At 30.9% G+C, this 15011-nt stretch carries 14 protein-coding genes; all 14 read left to right on the top strand.

Annotation, left to right across the window (positions count from 1 at the left end):
- Positions 1-22: 22 nt before the first annotated feature.
- Positions 23-460: a GNAT family N-acetyltransferase gene (locus AB8B23_RS10475; protein ID WP_369712692.1), complete on the top strand. Its 438-nt coding sequence runs from the start codon at positions 23-25 to the stop codon at positions 458-460.
- A 573-nt stretch (positions 461-1033) separates the two neighbouring features.
- Entirely contained in the window at positions 1034-1504 is a 471-nt protein-coding gene (gene rfaE2, locus AB8B23_RS10470) for a D-glycero-beta-D-manno-heptose 1-phosphate adenylyltransferase (protein ID WP_369713937.1), read from the top strand.
- Positions 1505-2041: 537 nt separating this feature from the next.
- Positions 2042-2494 carry a tRNA (adenosine(37)-N6)-threonylcarbamoyltransferase complex ATPase subunit type 1 TsaE gene (gene tsaE, locus AB8B23_RS10465; protein WP_369712691.1) on the top strand — a complete coding sequence of 151 codons (453 nt, stop codon included), beginning with the start codon at positions 2042-2044 and terminating at the stop codon, positions 2492-2494.
- A gap of 131 nt (positions 2495-2625) precedes the next feature.
- Complete coding sequence (gene tsaB, locus AB8B23_RS10460) at positions 2626-3378, top strand: tRNA (adenosine(37)-N6)-threonylcarbamoyltransferase complex dimerization subunit type 1 TsaB (protein WP_369712690.1); 753 nt, start codon at positions 2626-2628, stop codon at positions 3376-3378.
- A complete protein-coding gene (gene ftsY / locus AB8B23_RS10455; protein WP_369712689.1) occupies positions 3378-4577 on the top strand; it encodes a signal recognition particle-docking protein FtsY in 1200 nt (399 codons plus the stop codon). The genes tsaB and ftsY overlap by 1 nt, the downstream gene beginning before the upstream one ends.
- Before the next feature lie 33 nt (positions 4578-4610).
- Positions 4611-5615 (top strand): phosphate acetyltransferase, encoded by a 1005-nt coding sequence (gene pta / locus AB8B23_RS10450; protein ID WP_369712688.1) that lies wholly within the window; start codon positions 4611-4613, stop codon positions 5613-5615.
- Positions 5616-5657: 42 nt separating this feature from the next.
- The gene (locus AB8B23_RS10445; protein ID WP_369712687.1) at positions 5658-6854 is read left to right on the top strand and encodes an acetate/propionate family kinase; all 1197 of its coding nucleotides are present in this window, start codon (positions 5658-5660) and stop codon (positions 6852-6854) included.
- A 65-nt stretch (positions 6855-6919) separates the two neighbouring features.
- Positions 6920-7342, top strand: coding sequence for a flavodoxin (locus AB8B23_RS10440; RefSeq protein WP_369712686.1), 423 nt, complete (start codon positions 6920-6922; stop codon positions 7340-7342).
- 128 nt (positions 7343-7470) lie between these two features.
- Positions 7471-8097, top strand: coding sequence for a DUF445 domain-containing protein (locus AB8B23_RS10435; RefSeq protein WP_039901100.1), 627 nt, complete (start codon positions 7471-7473; stop codon positions 8095-8097).
- Between the two features lie 565 nt (positions 8098-8662).
- On the top strand, positions 8663-9673 hold the full coding sequence (gene ruvB, locus AB8B23_RS10430; RefSeq protein ID WP_369712685.1) for a Holliday junction branch migration DNA helicase RuvB: 1011 nt from the start codon (positions 8663-8665) through the stop codon (positions 9671-9673).
- 129 nt (positions 9674-9802) lie between these two features.
- Positions 9803-10516, top strand: coding sequence for an RsmE family RNA methyltransferase (locus tag AB8B23_RS10425; protein WP_369712684.1), 714 nt, complete (start codon positions 9803-9805; stop codon positions 10514-10516).
- Positions 10517-10702: 186 nt separating this feature from the next.
- Positions 10703-11068, top strand: coding sequence for a ribosome silencing factor (gene rsfS, locus AB8B23_RS10420; protein ID WP_369712683.1), 366 nt, complete (start codon positions 10703-10705; stop codon positions 11066-11068).
- Between the two features lie 77 nt (positions 11069-11145).
- Entirely contained in the window at positions 11146-13113 is a 1968-nt protein-coding gene (mrdA, locus tag AB8B23_RS10415; RefSeq protein WP_369712682.1) for a penicillin-binding protein 2, read from the top strand.
- Between the two features lie 26 nt (positions 13114-13139).
- The gene (locus AB8B23_RS10410; RefSeq protein ID WP_369712681.1) at positions 13140-15011 is read left to right on the top strand and encodes a ribonuclease J; all 1872 of its coding nucleotides are present in this window, start codon (positions 13140-13142) and stop codon (positions 15009-15011) included.

Raw genomic sequence — 15011 nt, 5'->3', positions numbered from 1 at the left:
TAGAAGTTATAGAGGTAAAAGTGTGATAAGAGAGATTAATATACTAGATGCGAAGGATATACAAGAAATTTGTAAAGATGAGTTAGGATATAATGTTGGTATTAAGACTGTCAAGACGCAAATTGAAAAATTATCTATTGATTATGAACATCATATTATCGCAGTATATGAAGATAAAAAAACAAGTAAGGTTGTTGGTTTTGTTCATGCAGAGATGTATGAAAGTTTATACAGTGATATTGGATTAAATATATTAGGATTAGCAGTAAGTTCCAATTTTCAAGGCAAGGGTATAGGAAAAAAACTGATGGTTTTTGTTGAAGAGTATGCTTTAAACAATAATATTAATTTCATTAGATTAAATTCGGCTTCTCATCGTTCAGAAGCACATAAATTTTATGAGAATATAGGTTATACTTGTAATAAAACTCAAAAATGTTTTATAAAAATATTTCGATAAAGAGGTACTAATAATAAAATTTTAAAATTTAAGAGAAGTAAAAGCAGTAAGCTTATGCTTCTTTTTCTTTTTTGATAAAAAAATTGTGAGAATATGCGTATACTAAAGTTCATTTAAATAACGAAATTATAGTAAAACTTATTTAAAATTAAACTCAAAAGCTATGACTATTTTACTCAAACCATAAATTTATATAATTTTAGCAGTTTAATTTAAAATAGGTTTGAGTATATTACAAACTTTTTTAATAAAGGATACAAACCTTTACTGCAAGATAAGGTTTTGCGACAATGAACAATCCTACGAAAATAAAACAGAAAAAACATTTATTAATTGAAATATCCAAAAAATAATAAAATACAATTGTTGAAATTTGAAAAAATAAAAGTTGAAAAAAAATAGAAAAATTTTCTTTTTTTGGAAAAAATGTGGTATAATTTGATGTATGCTCGAACCTTTTTAAAATTAAATAAACTTAGGGATTGAGTAAATTATGAATTAAAAACATTATAATTATAAATAGAATAGATAAATATATTGGAGAGAAAATTGGAAAAAAGTTTTAAAGATAATTTGCTGACTGTTGATGAAACGAGAGATGAAATAGTGAGATTGCAGAAGGCTGGAAAAAAGGTAGTTTTTACTAATGGAGTTTTTGATATTTTACATGTTGGGCATTTGACTTATCTGGAGGAAGCCAGAAATTTAGGCGATATTTTGGTTGTCGGTGTAAATAGCGATGCTTCAGTTAAAGTGAACAAAGGAGATAAAAGACCGATAAATAGTGAAACAAATAGAGCTTTTGTACTTTTGGGTACAAAATTTGTAGACTATACAGTAATTTTTAATGAAAAAACACCAGAAAAACTGCTGGATATTTTAAAGCCAGATATTCACGTAAAAGGCGGAGATTACAAAAAAGAAGACTTGCCAGAAACAAAAGTTGTTGAAAAAAATGGCGGAGAAGTAAAGATTTTATCCTTCGTGGATAATATTTCCACAACTGAAATTATTAATAAAATTATTGAAGTGTATAAAAAATAAAAAAATTTAAAAATTATAGAAGAAATATTTGTTATTGAAATATATTTTTATTTAATACTAAATTTCATTTAAAAATAAAAATAAATTTTTATAATAAGGTTGTTTAATAACTAATTTATAATCATTCAACTAAATTATTTTTATATTTTGATTAATAGATATTTTTCATATTACTATGTTTTTTCTTTTTTATTTTTGTAGGATTGCTCATTGCCGCAAAACCTTATCTTGCAATAAAGGTTTATCCTGATAATTAAAATTATGGCAAGATTGCTACGCAATAACCTATGGCTAGTCTACGACATTTTCCTGCACTGACAAAAAACTCGCTATGCTCAAACAGTTTTGTCAGCACAGAAAAATGCTCCGACAGATTAGCTAAATTAGACTATATAAAAAAAATGAAAATTATATTTTAATTATTTGAAAATATTAGGTTTGTATCCTTTAATTAGAAAAGTTTTTAATAAATTCGTTATTTAAATGGACTTTAGTATAAAAATAGAATTTAATTGATATTTAGAAATGAGAAAAATTATGAAAAATAAGATATTAACATTTAATGAGATAGATAAATTAGCCAAAAATTTAGCAGAAAAATTAAAAAATGGAGGCTGTCTAGGACTTATTGGAGATTTGGGAGCGGGGAAGACTACGTTTACTAAGAAGATTTGTGAATGTTACAATGTTACAGAGAATGTGAAAAGTCCAACATTTACTTATGTTATTGAGTATAGTTCTGGAGATATGCCTGTGTATCATTTTGATGTGTATAGGATTAATGATTCTGAGGAGATTTATGAGATTGGGTTTGAGGATTATATTGGGGAAGATGGGAGTGTTGTGATTATTGAGTGGGCGGACAAGATTTTGGATGAAATGCCTGAGGATGCGGTGTTTGTTGAGATAAATCATTATTCTGATACGGCTCGTGAAGTTTCTGTTTATACACTTAAAAATGATAAAAAAATAGATTTTGAAATAGAATAATTTAGTTTTTAATATTTGGATTTTATACTAAATTGATTACTGGATTAAGTGAAATTAGTTTTTGAGCGGAATATTAATTATTGGATTTGATTTTAAAGAAGTTTTATTGTAAAAGTGAAGAAAATTGAAAAATGGAGAAAAATATGTTGATATTTGCGATAACGACTACAACTAAGCTGGCTGGATTGTCGCTTTATGAAAAAGATAAACTGCTGGGGGAAATACATGTGGAAATGGCAAAAACACATTCTACTACGATTTTGGAGCAGATTGACAGCCTTTTGAAATGGACAGGGAAAAAGCTAGATGAAATTGAAAATGTAATTGTTTCGATAGGACCTGGTTCATTTACGGGTGTTAGAATAGCAATTTCAGTTGTAAAGGGTCTTTTTTTTGGACGAAATGTGAATTTTTATGAGGTGAATGAGTTGGATGCACTTGGATTTCAAGGGTATTATAATTTGAAAATAAGTTTGAGAAATGATGAAGATGTGAAAATATATTCTATGATTGATTCACGAAAGGAAAAGATTTATTGTGCGGGTTATGAAACTTTAAGTGAAAATAAATTGAAATTAATAAAAAATTATGAAGTTGCAAAACTTGACAATGTAATTGAGGAAATAATAGAAAATAAGGAAAATAATAAAAAAGTTTATCTAATTGGAGATGCAGTTTTTAATTATAAGGCTAAAATATTGGATAAATTGGGAAATTGTGTAAAAATATTTGAAGATAAGAATTTAGCAATTAATACGATGACATTTGTGCAGATGCTTTTAGATAAAAATTTGGAAAATGCTGGTGTGATAAGAAAGACTGATATTTTTAATCTGAAACCAGATTATCTGGAAAAATCACAAGCGGAAAGGGATAAAAAATAATGCTGAAAAATTTTTTTAAATTTGGAAAAAAGAAAAAAGATGAAGAACAGAAGGACACTTTGGAAAACCAAATAGAAAAAGAAATTGAGGATAGTCAAAGTGAAATAGATAAAATTAAGGCTGAAACTGAAAAGGAAATAAAAGAAACAGCTGAAGAAATCTTAGGGAAAAATGTTAAAAAAACTGAAAATAATGAAAAAAGCTTTGAAATTGGAAAAGAAAAAAATGAAGGTACAAAAATAGAAAAAATAGAAGAAACATCAGATGAAAAAACAAAAAGCAAACTTAAATTAAAGCCTTTAAAAGATAGGCTGGCAACTCCAAAAAAAGGATTTTTTGGAAAACTGAAGGAAATGCTTTTGGGTAAAGCGATAGATGACGATTTGTACGAGGAGCTGGAAGAGTTGCTTATTCAGTCAGATATTGGAATGAATATGACAATGCAGCTTGTGGAGGAGCTGGAAAAATCAGTTTCACGAAAAAAACTGAAAACGTCGGAGCAAATTTACGATGAACTAAAGGAATTGCTTAAAGCAAAACTTATTTACAATGATGAAAGCAGCACAAAATTAAAATTACAGGATGGAAAACTTAATATCCTTTTGGTTGTTGGAGTAAATGGTGTTGGGAAGACTACTTCCATTGGTAAAATTGCAAAAAAATTGAAGGATAGCGGGAAAAAGGTTATCATTGGGGCTGGAGATACATTTAGAGCCGCTGCGATTGAGCAAGTTGAGGAATGGGGAAAACGGACTGGAGTGGAAGTTGTAAAACAGGCACATGGGAGCGATCCTGCGGCTGTAATTTTTGATACAGTAAAAACTGCTAAAAATCGTGGATTTGATGTGGCGATACTGGATACAGCTGGAAGACTCCACAATAAACGTGATTTGATGAAGGAGCTTGAAAAAATAAACAAAATTATACGTGAACAGTCTGGAGAAACGGACTTTGAAACTTTGCTTGTGATTGATAGCACAACTGGGCAGAATGGATTGGAACAGGCTAGAATATTTAATGAAATCGTAGATTTGACAGGAATTATCTTGACAAAATTTGACGGAACAGCAAAAGGAGGGATTATTTTCCCAATTACAGAAGAGCTGAAAAAACCGATTAAATTTATAGGTGTCGGAGAAGGAATAGAGGATTTGCGGGAATTTGATACAAAGGAATTTGTTGAAGCTATGTTTGATTAATAAAAAAAAGAAAATTGAAAAGGAGAGGAAATTATGAACACATTAGCAAATGAATTAAAAGAAAAAGCAAAAAAACTGAACAAGACAATCATTTTACCTGAAACAGAAGATGAAAGAGTTTTGCGGGCGACAGAAAAAATCATTAATGAAGGAATTGCAAAAATAGCACTGGTTGGAGATGAGAAAAAGTTAAAGGAAAAAGCGGCTGAACTGGGAGTTTCATTGGAAGGAGCGATTTTCTATAATCCTGATTCGTGTGCAACAATTGATGCTATGTCAGAACTTTTGAGAAAAAGAAGAGAAAAAAAAGGTATGACGTTAGAAACTGCAAAAGCAACACTTATGTCGGATCCAAGATATTTTGCGGCAATGCTTGTACATCAAGGAAGAGTGGATGGAATGGTAGCAGGTTCATCTTCGCCAACAGCTCATGTCCTAAGAGCGGCAATTCACATAATTGGACCAAAGGAAGGGCTAAAGACAGTATCAAGTTCGTTCATTATGATAACAGATACGCTTGAGTTTGGAGATAATGGTACTCTTGTGTATTCAGATGGTGGGGTAATACCTAGTCCTACTGCTATGCAGCTTGCTGATATTGCTATTTCTGCAGCAGAAAAAGCTAGATTTACTGCTGGAATAAAAGAACCTAAAGTGGCATTTCTGTCATTTTCTACAAAAGGGAGTGCAGACGGAGTGTCTGTAAGCAAAGTTAGAGAAGCTATCGAAATTTTAAAAGTTAGAAATGTTGATTTTGACTTTGATGGAGAATTACAGCTTGATGCTGCGATTGTGCCAGAAGTGGCTGCTGCAAAAGCACCTGGATCAAAAGTGGCAGGACAGGCAAATGTATTGATTTTCCCTGACTTAGATTCAGGAAATATCGGTTATAAATTAACACAGAGATTGGCTAAGGCAAAAGCATTAGGGCCTTTAATTCAAGGATTGGCACGTCCAGTTCACGATCTTTCAAGAGGATGTAGCGTGGAAGATATTGTAGAAGTTGTTGCAATTACTGCTGTTGAATCAGAAATGTAAAACATAAATAAAAATACAAACAAAAAATTTGGAGGGAAATTTATGAAAATTTTGGTAATAAATTGTGGGAGTTCATCAGCAAAATTTGAACTTATTGACATGACAAATGAGCAGTCATTAGCTAAAGGAAATTGTGAAAGAATAGGAATTGCAAATCCTATTTTCAGTTATAAAAATCTGCTTACTGGAGAAAAAATTGATAAAATGGAAGTTCCGATGGAAAACCATACAGTTGCGGTAGAATTGATTCTAAAAACGCTTCAAGATGAGAAAATAGGGGTAATTTCAAGCGTGGATGAAATAGATTCAATAGGACATAGAATTGTCCACGGTGGAGAATACTATGAAAAATCTGTAATTGTAGATGACGAAGTTATAAAAAACCTTGAGGAAATAGCACCGCTTGCACCTTTACATAATCCAGCACATATAATGGGAATAAAAGTTGTCCAAAAATTGCTTCCCGGTAAAAAGAACGTGGTTGTATTTGACACGGCTTTCCATCAAACAATGCCAGGAAAAGCGTATATGTATCCATATCCTTATGAAGACTATACTGACTTGAAAGTTAGAAAATATGGATTTCATGGGACTTCTCACAGATATGTAAGTGAAGTGGCAAGAGAAATGTTAGGAAAAGAAGATTCTAAAATTATAGTTTGTCACCTTGGAAATGGAGCAAGCATTTCAGCAGTTCAAAATGGTAAAGTCGTAGATACATCAATGGGAATGACACCGCTTGCAGGAGTTATGATGGGAACAAGAACAGGAGATGTAGATCCAGCCTCTGTTATTTATGTTATGAGAAAAAGAGAACTCTCTTTGGATGAAATGAACAATAGAATGAATAAACAGTCTGGGATTTTAGGAATATTTGGAGAAAGTTCAGATTTTCGTGATTTAGATACAGCAAGAAGAAACGGAAATGAAAAGGCTCAATTGGCTTATGAAATGTTCTGCTATAGAATACAACTTTATATTGGAGCTTATGTTGCAGCAATGAATGGTGTTGATGCAATTGCCTTTACTGGTGGAATTGGAGAAAATTCAGTTGGAGTGAAAAAACATATATGTGAATCGCTTTCATACTTTGGAATCGAACTTGATGAAGAAAAAAATGCACAAAGATTACCAGGAAATGTAGAGTTATCAACAAAAAATTCATTAGTTAAAATTTACAAGATTGAAACAGCAGAAGAGCTTGTAATTGCAAGAGATACTTATAGATTAACAAAATAAAAATACAGATAGCCAAACTTCAGGGTTTGGCTTTACAATAATTTACAATCAAAGAAAGGAAAACAATGGCAACATTAAATATAATTTATTACACAGGTACTGGAAATACTGCAGATATGGCAAAATACATTGGTGAAGGAGCAGAAAATGCTGGAGCTGATGTAAAATTGATAAATGTAGAAGAAGCTGACGAAAGTGCAATCAATGCTGATTTTGTAGCATTTGGATCGCCTGCTGTCGGTGCAGAAGAAATTGCACCAGAAATGGTTGAATTCTTTGAAGGGATAAAAGAACAGATTATCGGGAAAACAGTTGGGCTTTTCGGCTCTTATGACTGGGGACAAGGTGGTTGGATGGAAACTTGGCGTGAAGAAATGATAAATGAAGGATTTTCTACTGTAAATGATGGTCTTATAATTCATCTGGCTGTTGATGACGATGAAAAAATTGAGAAATGCAAGGAATATGGAAAAGCAATAGTTGGTTAATTTTAACTTTAAAAAATAAATTAATAAAATTGAGAAAATCTATAGTTTGAATAAAAATTATAACTTTTGATATCAATTTTAAATAAATTACTGTAAAATTATTCATAGTTATAAATATGGAGGAAAAATTGGGAAATTTATTAATACAGCTGGCTATAATGGTTTTTGTTGGAACTCTTATAGGATGGTTTACGAATTATCTGGCAATAAAATTGTTATTTAGACCTTATAAGGAAGTAAACCTGCTGTTTTTTAAAATACAGGGACTAATCCCTAAAAATAGGGACAGAATATCAGAAAATCTCGCTGAAACAATTGAAAAAGAACTAATTTCAGTAGAGCATATTACAGCAAAGTTAAAAGATAGCAATATTATTAATGATGATGTTTTAGATAAACTGCTTGATAAAGTCATAGGAGAAAAGCTTAAAAATAGTGTGTTAGAAAAAAATCCGCTATTAAAGATGTTTTTAAATGATTCGTTAATTGAAAAAATAAAATCATACTTTAAAAAGTCCATTTTGGAAAATAAAGAGGAAATAGTGGAAGAAATAATAAAAATCGCAGAAGACAAAATAAATTTTAAAGAAATTATGCTTGAAAAAATGAAAAATTTTTCATTAGAAGAAATGGAAAAAATTATTTTGTCTGTGTCTAAAAATGAATTGAAACATATTGAGATTATCGGTGGGGTATTAGGAGGAATAATTGCATTATTTCAGTTTTTTATAATGTTATTATTAAAACAGATATAAAGAATATTTTAAAATTTTATTTTAGAGTATTTTGGTTAATAAATGTTTTTTCTATGATTTTTTTATTATTTCTTTTTTATAAAGCAAAGGGGAACAGTCGCCATCCCCTTTGCAATCCCGGCTCGTCTAAGCATTTTCTGAAAATAAAAATTAAACTCGCTTCGCTCAAACAGTAATTTTTATTTCCAAAAAATCACGACACTTTATGTTTAATCATAACAATTATTTTGATAAAGATTCAATAGATAAATTTATTATTTTAATAATCATAAAAATTTTTGTTATAAGATTAAAATTCGAGAAGCAGGGAGAGTTCGTGGAACTTTTGTCATTAGTATTAGGTTATAACTAGTTAATCGTATTAAATTAATCATTATTGTGAAAAAAAGGATATATCCTTGTAATTTAGAAAAGAAATAACATGTAAAATATAGAAAAAATATCTATTAACAAGAATTCTTTTTATAAAATTTAAATAAAAATAACTAAACTAGAGTATTTAAAGAATTAATTTATGAAATAGAGAAAGTTTAGATGAATAAAAGAAAAATATTGAGGAGAAGGAATGAATGAGGAAAGAATATTGGAACCAAAGGAATTAGGGGAGGACAATATTCAAAGAAGTTTACGGCCAAAAACTTTTAAGGAATATATTGGCCAGCAAGATTTGAAAGAAAAAATGAATATATTTATAAAAGCTGCTAAAATGAGGAATGAATCGCTTGATCATATTTTATTGTATGGGCCTCCAGGATTGGGAAAAACTACGCTTGCAGGAGTTATTGCCACAGAAATGGGAGTGAACTTGAAGATAACGACAGGGCCTGTACTGGAGAAAGCGGGAGATTTAGCGGCTATTTTGACTTCTTTGGAGGAAAATGATATTTTGTTTATTGATGAGATTCATAGATTGAATACATCGGTAGAGGAAATTTTGTATCCTGCAATGGAAGATGGGGAACTGGATATTCTTATCGGGAAAGGGCCGTCTGCAAGAAGTATTCGTGTAGAATTGTCACAATTTACGCTAATCGGTGCGACAACAAGGGCGGGACAGTTAAGTACACCGCTTAGAGACAGATTTGGAGTTACTCATAGAATGGAGTACTATCAATTAGAAGAATTGAAAGAAATTATACGAAGAGGAGCAAATATTCTTAATATTTCGTATGATGAAGAAGGAATTACGGAAATCGCCAAAAGAAGCCGAGGAACTCCTAGAATTGCAAACAGGCTTTTAAAAAGAGCAAGAGACTTTGCATTGGTGGAAGGTTCGGGTGTTTTGGAAAAAGAAAGCGTTGATGGTATTTTGAGGCTTTTGGGAGTAGACGATAACGGACTTGATGAATTAGATAGAAATATCCTGCTTTCAATTATAAATGTGTATAATGGAGGGCCTGTTGGAATTGAAACATTGTCACTTTTACTTGGGGAAGACAGACGAACGATAGAAGAAGTTTATGAGCCATATTTGGTAAAAATAGGGTTTATAAAAAGAACACCACGTGGTAGAGTTGTAACCGAATTTGGCTATAAGCATTTAGGAATTGAAAAAATATTTAGTGAAAAAGAATAAAATGTGATAATATTATTTTGAAACAAGACTTAAAAATTATGATTATTTTTGCCTGCTCAAATCTTTAAAATTTTTATGTAGATAGGGTTAAAATATGATAAAAAGTAAAAAAAATGAGGTGAAAAACTGTTGTTGACAGTAATAGCGGAAAAAGAAAATATTGATGAAAATAATGGAAAGATTCTGATAAAAGATAAATCAGACTGCAATCATATCCAAAATGTTTATCGTCTAAATATAGGCGATGAATTACGGATAATTAATGGTGAATATGAATATTTTACAAAAATTATTGAAATCTCAAAAAAGGAAGTTGCTGTAAAAATATCGGAAAAAAAAGAAGACAGCTACTCTTTAAATGTAAATATTGATGTTGCAATGGGAATTTTGAAAAATGATAAAATGAATCTGGCAATACAGAAACTGACGGAAATCGGTGTAAATAAGATAATTCCTTTAAAGACAGAACGAGTTGTTGTAAAAATTAATGAAAAAAAAGAAAAATGGGACGTAGTTGTAAGGGAAACACTAAAACAGTGCAGAGGAATAAAATTTACTGAAATTACGCCTGTGAAAAAACTTGTAGAAATCGAATATTCTAAATACGATAAAATAATCTTTGCTTATGAAAATAGCGATGAATCAAAACCTTTGTCAGAAATAATAAAAAAAGAAGATAAAAATATTTTATACATAATTGGTCCAGAAGGTGGGATTACCCAAGAGGAAGTTAATTTTTTAAAAGAAAACAAGGCAATAGAAATTAGCCTAGGAAAACGTATTTTAAGAGCAGAAACTGCGGCAATTGTGGTGTGTGGTATTATTGCCAATTTTTATATATAATTTTTTATTTTTCTAAAAATTGAGAAATAAATTGAAAATTAGTCAAATATATAATATAATATACCTTAGTAGTGGTATCGTAATAATTTTTTTGTGAAATTTTGATGAATTAAAAAATTTTAAAATAAAAAATTGAAATAGATTTAATAAATAAAAATAATATAATAAAGAAAGGAAATTTTTAGAATGAGTGAAATAAGTAATAATTATGAAAAAGAAGTTCAAGAGATAATTAATATTATGGAAGATAAGAAAGCACAGGATATAAAGGTATATGATATGAGAGGGAAATCTCCGTTTTTTGATTATTCAATTTTATGTACTGGGAGTTCTTCTAGAAATATTGAGGCAATAGCAACTGATATAAAGAAAAGCCTTGAGAATGTGAAAAGTGTGGAAGGACTTGATGAGGCAAACTGGGTTTTAATTGATGCTGGGGATTTGATTATTAGCGTATTTAGTAAGGATGCAAGAGAATATTACAGATTGGATGATTTTTACAATGGGGTAAATGATAAAAATATTGAAATTGATGAAAATGTTGGGGAATAGGCACAGTCTTATTTAAATGGTGTATTTTAAGGTGTTTAATTGAGGAAAAAATGCAATAAAATATGAAGAGGAAAATTATGAGAGAATTAGATAAAGAAGAAAAAAGCATACGGTTTGTCGCCTTTCTCATTCTTGTGGGAATAGTTTTTTTAATTATGGTGATACAACTGTTTTCATTGCAGATATTAAATGCTTCACAATATGCAGAACAAGCGTTACAAAATAGAATTAGAACAAATATAATAAAAGCAACACGTGGAGAAATCTATGATAGGGAAGGAAAACTTCTTGCCAAAAATACCACAGGTTACCAACTGATACATTCACATACTCATACTCTGGAACCAAAAGATTTGGCACTTCTAAATGAAGTGAAGAATATGAAAACAGTACAAGAAATTGATGCAAGACTTTCTAGCGAACGTCCTGCAGTTGCTAAACGTATTAGAGAGACAATATTTGATATAAACAAGATAAGCCAGCTAACAGCTTATCCAGTAGATTATTTAATAGATAGATTCTTTAAGCAGCAGAGAATGGGAACGGATAAAAAGATACTTGTTATTGAAGATTTGGATAAGCAAGTGGCATTAAGAGCAATTGAAAAGATTGATAATGACAGAATTGATATTGTTGAATATAATAAAAGATTTTATCCAGAAGATTCACTTGCTTCACATGTTATTGGATATGTAAAACCAATTAGTGAAAAGGAATACGAGCAGCTGAAAAAGGATGGCTACAGAAATAGCGACCTAATTGGTAAAAAAGGTGTGGAACGTTCTTATGACAAAGAAATGAAGGGGCAGGACGGGAAAGAAAATGTAGAAGTTGATGCTAAAGGAAATGTTATAAGACAAGTGGAAACAAGTGAGAGCGTTGCAGGAAAAAATATTTATCTTTCTATTGACATGGAGCTTCAGAAATATATGACAGAAGCTTTTGAAGGAAAAAGTGGAGCATTTATCGCAATGGAAGCTAAAACTGGGAAAATTATTGCATTTGTAAGTAATCCAGAAATCAGTCTAAATCTTTTAAGTTCAAGAATACCTGACAATCAATGGAATGAACTTGTAAATTCAAAGGCAAAACCTCTTGTAAATAAAGGTATCGCAGGACTTTATCCACCAGGATCAACTTTCAAGGCGATTACTGGGATGGGAATACTGGAATCTGGAATTTCTCCAACTGAAACTGTAACTTCGACAGGACAGTACAGATATGGAAATCTTATTTTTAGAGATTCACATAAATCAGGAAATGGAGTTACTAATTTTGCAAAATCTATTGAGCAATCTGTAAATACGTATTATTATGTATTTTCTCAAAAGGCTGGAGTAAAAAATATCGTAAAATATGCAAAGGAATTTGGAATAGGAGCTAAAACAGGGATTGATATTCCTGGAGAAATGGTCGGTACTTTACCGAGTCCTGAATGGAAGAAAAATAGATTTAAGAAAAAACAGGATCAAAAATGGCTGCCGGGAGATTTGATAAACATGTCAATTGGGCAAGGATATGTTCTAGTTACGCCAATACAGATAGCTTCAGCATATCAGGCAATTGCAAATAATGGAGTTCAGCTAAAACCCACACTTATTGATAGATTTGTAAGCTATACTGGAAAAGTTGAAAATAATATGCCAAAAATTCAAAGAAAGTTGAATGTAAGTGCAAAAAATCTAAAATTATTGCAAAATGCCTTAAAACTACCTGTAAGTGGTTATGGAGGAACTGTAAAGCTATTAAAAATTGAAGGATATCCAGTTTCTGCAAAAACGGGTACAGCACAGAATTCAGGATTTAAGGATCATCATTCGTGGATAGCAGGGTATTTTCCGTCAGACAATCCAGAAATTGTATTTGTATCAATAGTTGAAGGTGGAGGATATGGAGGAGTAGCTTCTGGAAACATGGCTCTTAAATTTATATTGAAATACAGAGATAAATACGTTATAAAAAAAGCTCAAGCAGAAATGCAGAAAAAGCAAGAAGAAGAAAAGAAAAAACAGCAAGCAAATAATAAAAATTTGGTAAAAAGATAAAATAAAAATAAGGAGGTGTTTACTAAATGTCAGAAAAAGAAAAAAATGAGTTCGGAAGTCAAACTTTTAAAAGAAACTTTTCTAAAAAAGAAGAGATTAATAAAATAAAATCTGGAATGAAAAGATTTAGAAGAAAAAGCACGAATCGAAGACATTTAGATGAAAAAAATGAAATACGTTATATTCCAAGAGTAAACGACAGGAATAGACATATAGACAAGGAAGTGGATGGAAAAGAAGAAAAGATGTATGTAATTCCACTTGGAGGTATTGAGGAAGTTGGAAAAAATATGACAGCTTTTCAATATAAAGATGAAATTATTGTAGTGGATGCAGGGCTCACTTTTCCAGAAGATGAGCATTTGGGGATAGATGTCATAATTCCAGATTTTTCATATCTAGAATCAAACAGACACAAAATAAAAGGCTTACTTTTGACACATGGACATGAAGATCATATAGGAGCAATCCCTTATTTTTACCAAAAATTAGGGACAGAAAATATACCGATGTATGGTGGAAGATTAACACTTGCTCTTGCAAAAGCAAAATTTGAGAAAAAAGATGCAAAATTACCGAAAGAAAAAGTAATTAGTGGGAGAACAATCTTAAAAGTCTCAAAATATTTTACAGTTGAATTTATAAGTGTAACACACAGTATTGCAGACTGTTATGCAATTTGTATAAAGACTCCGGCAGCAACAATTTTACATTCTGGAGATTTTAAGGTAGACTTAACGCCCGTTGATGGAGAAGGATTTGATTTTGGAAGATTGGCTCAGTTAGGTGAAGAAGGTGTAGATTTATTGCTATCAGATAGTACAAATGCACAAATTCCTGGATTTACACCATCAGAAAGAACAGTTGGGGAAAGCTTGAAAGATGAATTTGCAAAGGCTGATGGAAGAATTATTTTAGCTGCATTTGCTTCACATGTGCATAGATTACAGCAAATCGTAAATATTGCATTAAAACATGGAAGAAAAATTGCAATCGACGGAAGAAGCATGGTAAAAATCTTTGAAATCTGTTCAAATCTTGGATATTTAAAAATACCGAAAGATATAATGATTGATATTGATAAAGTTGAAACTTATCCAGCTGACAGAGTGCTTATTTTGTGTACTGGAACACAAGGGGAGCCTCTTGCTGCGCTTTCAAGAATTGCAAATGGAACGCACAAATATATTTCACTAAGGGAAGGGGATACAGTTGTAATTTCGGCAACGCCTATTCCTGGAAATGAAAAAGCGGCAACAAAAAATATAAATCAGCTTATGAAACGTAATGCAGATGTTGTATTTGAAAAAGGAATTGGAATACACGTATCAGGACATGGATGCCAGGAAGAACAGAAACTTATGTTAAATCTAGTAAAACCTAAATTTTTCCTTCCTGTACATGGAGAATATGCAATGATAAAAAAACATAAGGAATTGGCAGTTGCAGTAGGAGTACCTGAAAAAAATGTTATTTTATCAGAGAATGGAGCAAAACTGGAATTGTCGAAAACTAAATTCAGAACAGCAGGAAAAGTACCTAGTGGTGCAACATTTATCGATGGATTTGGAATTGGGGATATTGGGAATGCTGTGTTGAAAGATAGACAAAATCTGGCAGATGACGGAATAGTTATTATTTCGATTTCTCAATATAGAAATGGTAAGTTTAATAAACAAGTTGAGCTTGTAACACGTGGTTTTGTGTATAATAAAGATGCAGAAAGCTTATTATCAGAAACAAAAGAGCTGATTAAGATGGAACTTAGCAGCATGGAAAATGAAGGAATAAAAGAGATTGGTAAGATTAAACAGAGAATAAGAGCGAAAATAGGAGAGTTCCTAAATAAAGAAACAGATAGAGAGCCTATTATTTTACCAATTATAATGGAGGTTTAG

Origin of the sequence: Leptotrichia sp. HSP-342, from assembly GCF_041199995.1 — a bacterium.
In the GTDB taxonomy this organism is placed as follows: domain Bacteria; phylum Fusobacteriota; class Fusobacteriia; order Fusobacteriales; family Leptotrichiaceae; genus Leptotrichia; species Leptotrichia mesophila.
This window is presented reverse-complemented; position numbering and strand designations above follow the sequence as displayed.

Excerpts from the sequence above, each read along its gene's own strand:
- tsaE (WP_369712691.1), top strand. The coding sequence starts at position 2,042 with ATGAAAAATAAGATATTAACATTTAATGAGATAGATAAATTAGCCAAA.
- tsaB (WP_369712690.1), top strand. The coding sequence starts at position 2,626 with ATGGAGAAAAATATGTTGATATTTGCGATAACGACTACAACTAAGCTG.
- ftsY (WP_369712689.1), top strand. The coding sequence starts at position 3,378 with ATGCTGAAAAATTTTTTTAAATTTGGAAAAAAGAAAAAAGATGAAGAA.
- pta (WP_369712688.1), top strand. The coding sequence starts at position 4,611 with ATGAACACATTAGCAAATGAATTAAAAGAAAAAGCAAAAAAACTGAAC.
- AB8B23_RS10445 (WP_369712687.1), top strand. The coding sequence starts at position 5,658 with ATGAAAATTTTGGTAATAAATTGTGGGAGTTCATCAGCAAAATTTGAA.
- AB8B23_RS10440 (WP_369712686.1), top strand. The coding sequence starts at position 6,920 with ATGGCAACATTAAATATAATTTATTACACAGGTACTGGAAATACTGCA.
- ruvB (WP_369712685.1), top strand. The coding sequence starts at position 8,663 with ATGAATGAGGAAAGAATATTGGAACCAAAGGAATTAGGGGAGGACAAT.
- rsfS (WP_369712683.1), top strand. The coding sequence starts at position 10,703 with ATGAGTGAAATAAGTAATAATTATGAAAAAGAAGTTCAAGAGATAATT.
- mrdA (WP_369712682.1), top strand. The coding sequence starts at position 11,146 with ATGAGAGAATTAGATAAAGAAGAAAAAAGCATACGGTTTGTCGCCTTT.
- AB8B23_RS10410 (WP_369712681.1), top strand. The coding sequence starts at position 13,140 with ATGTCAGAAAAAGAAAAAAATGAGTTCGGAAGTCAAACTTTTAAAAGA.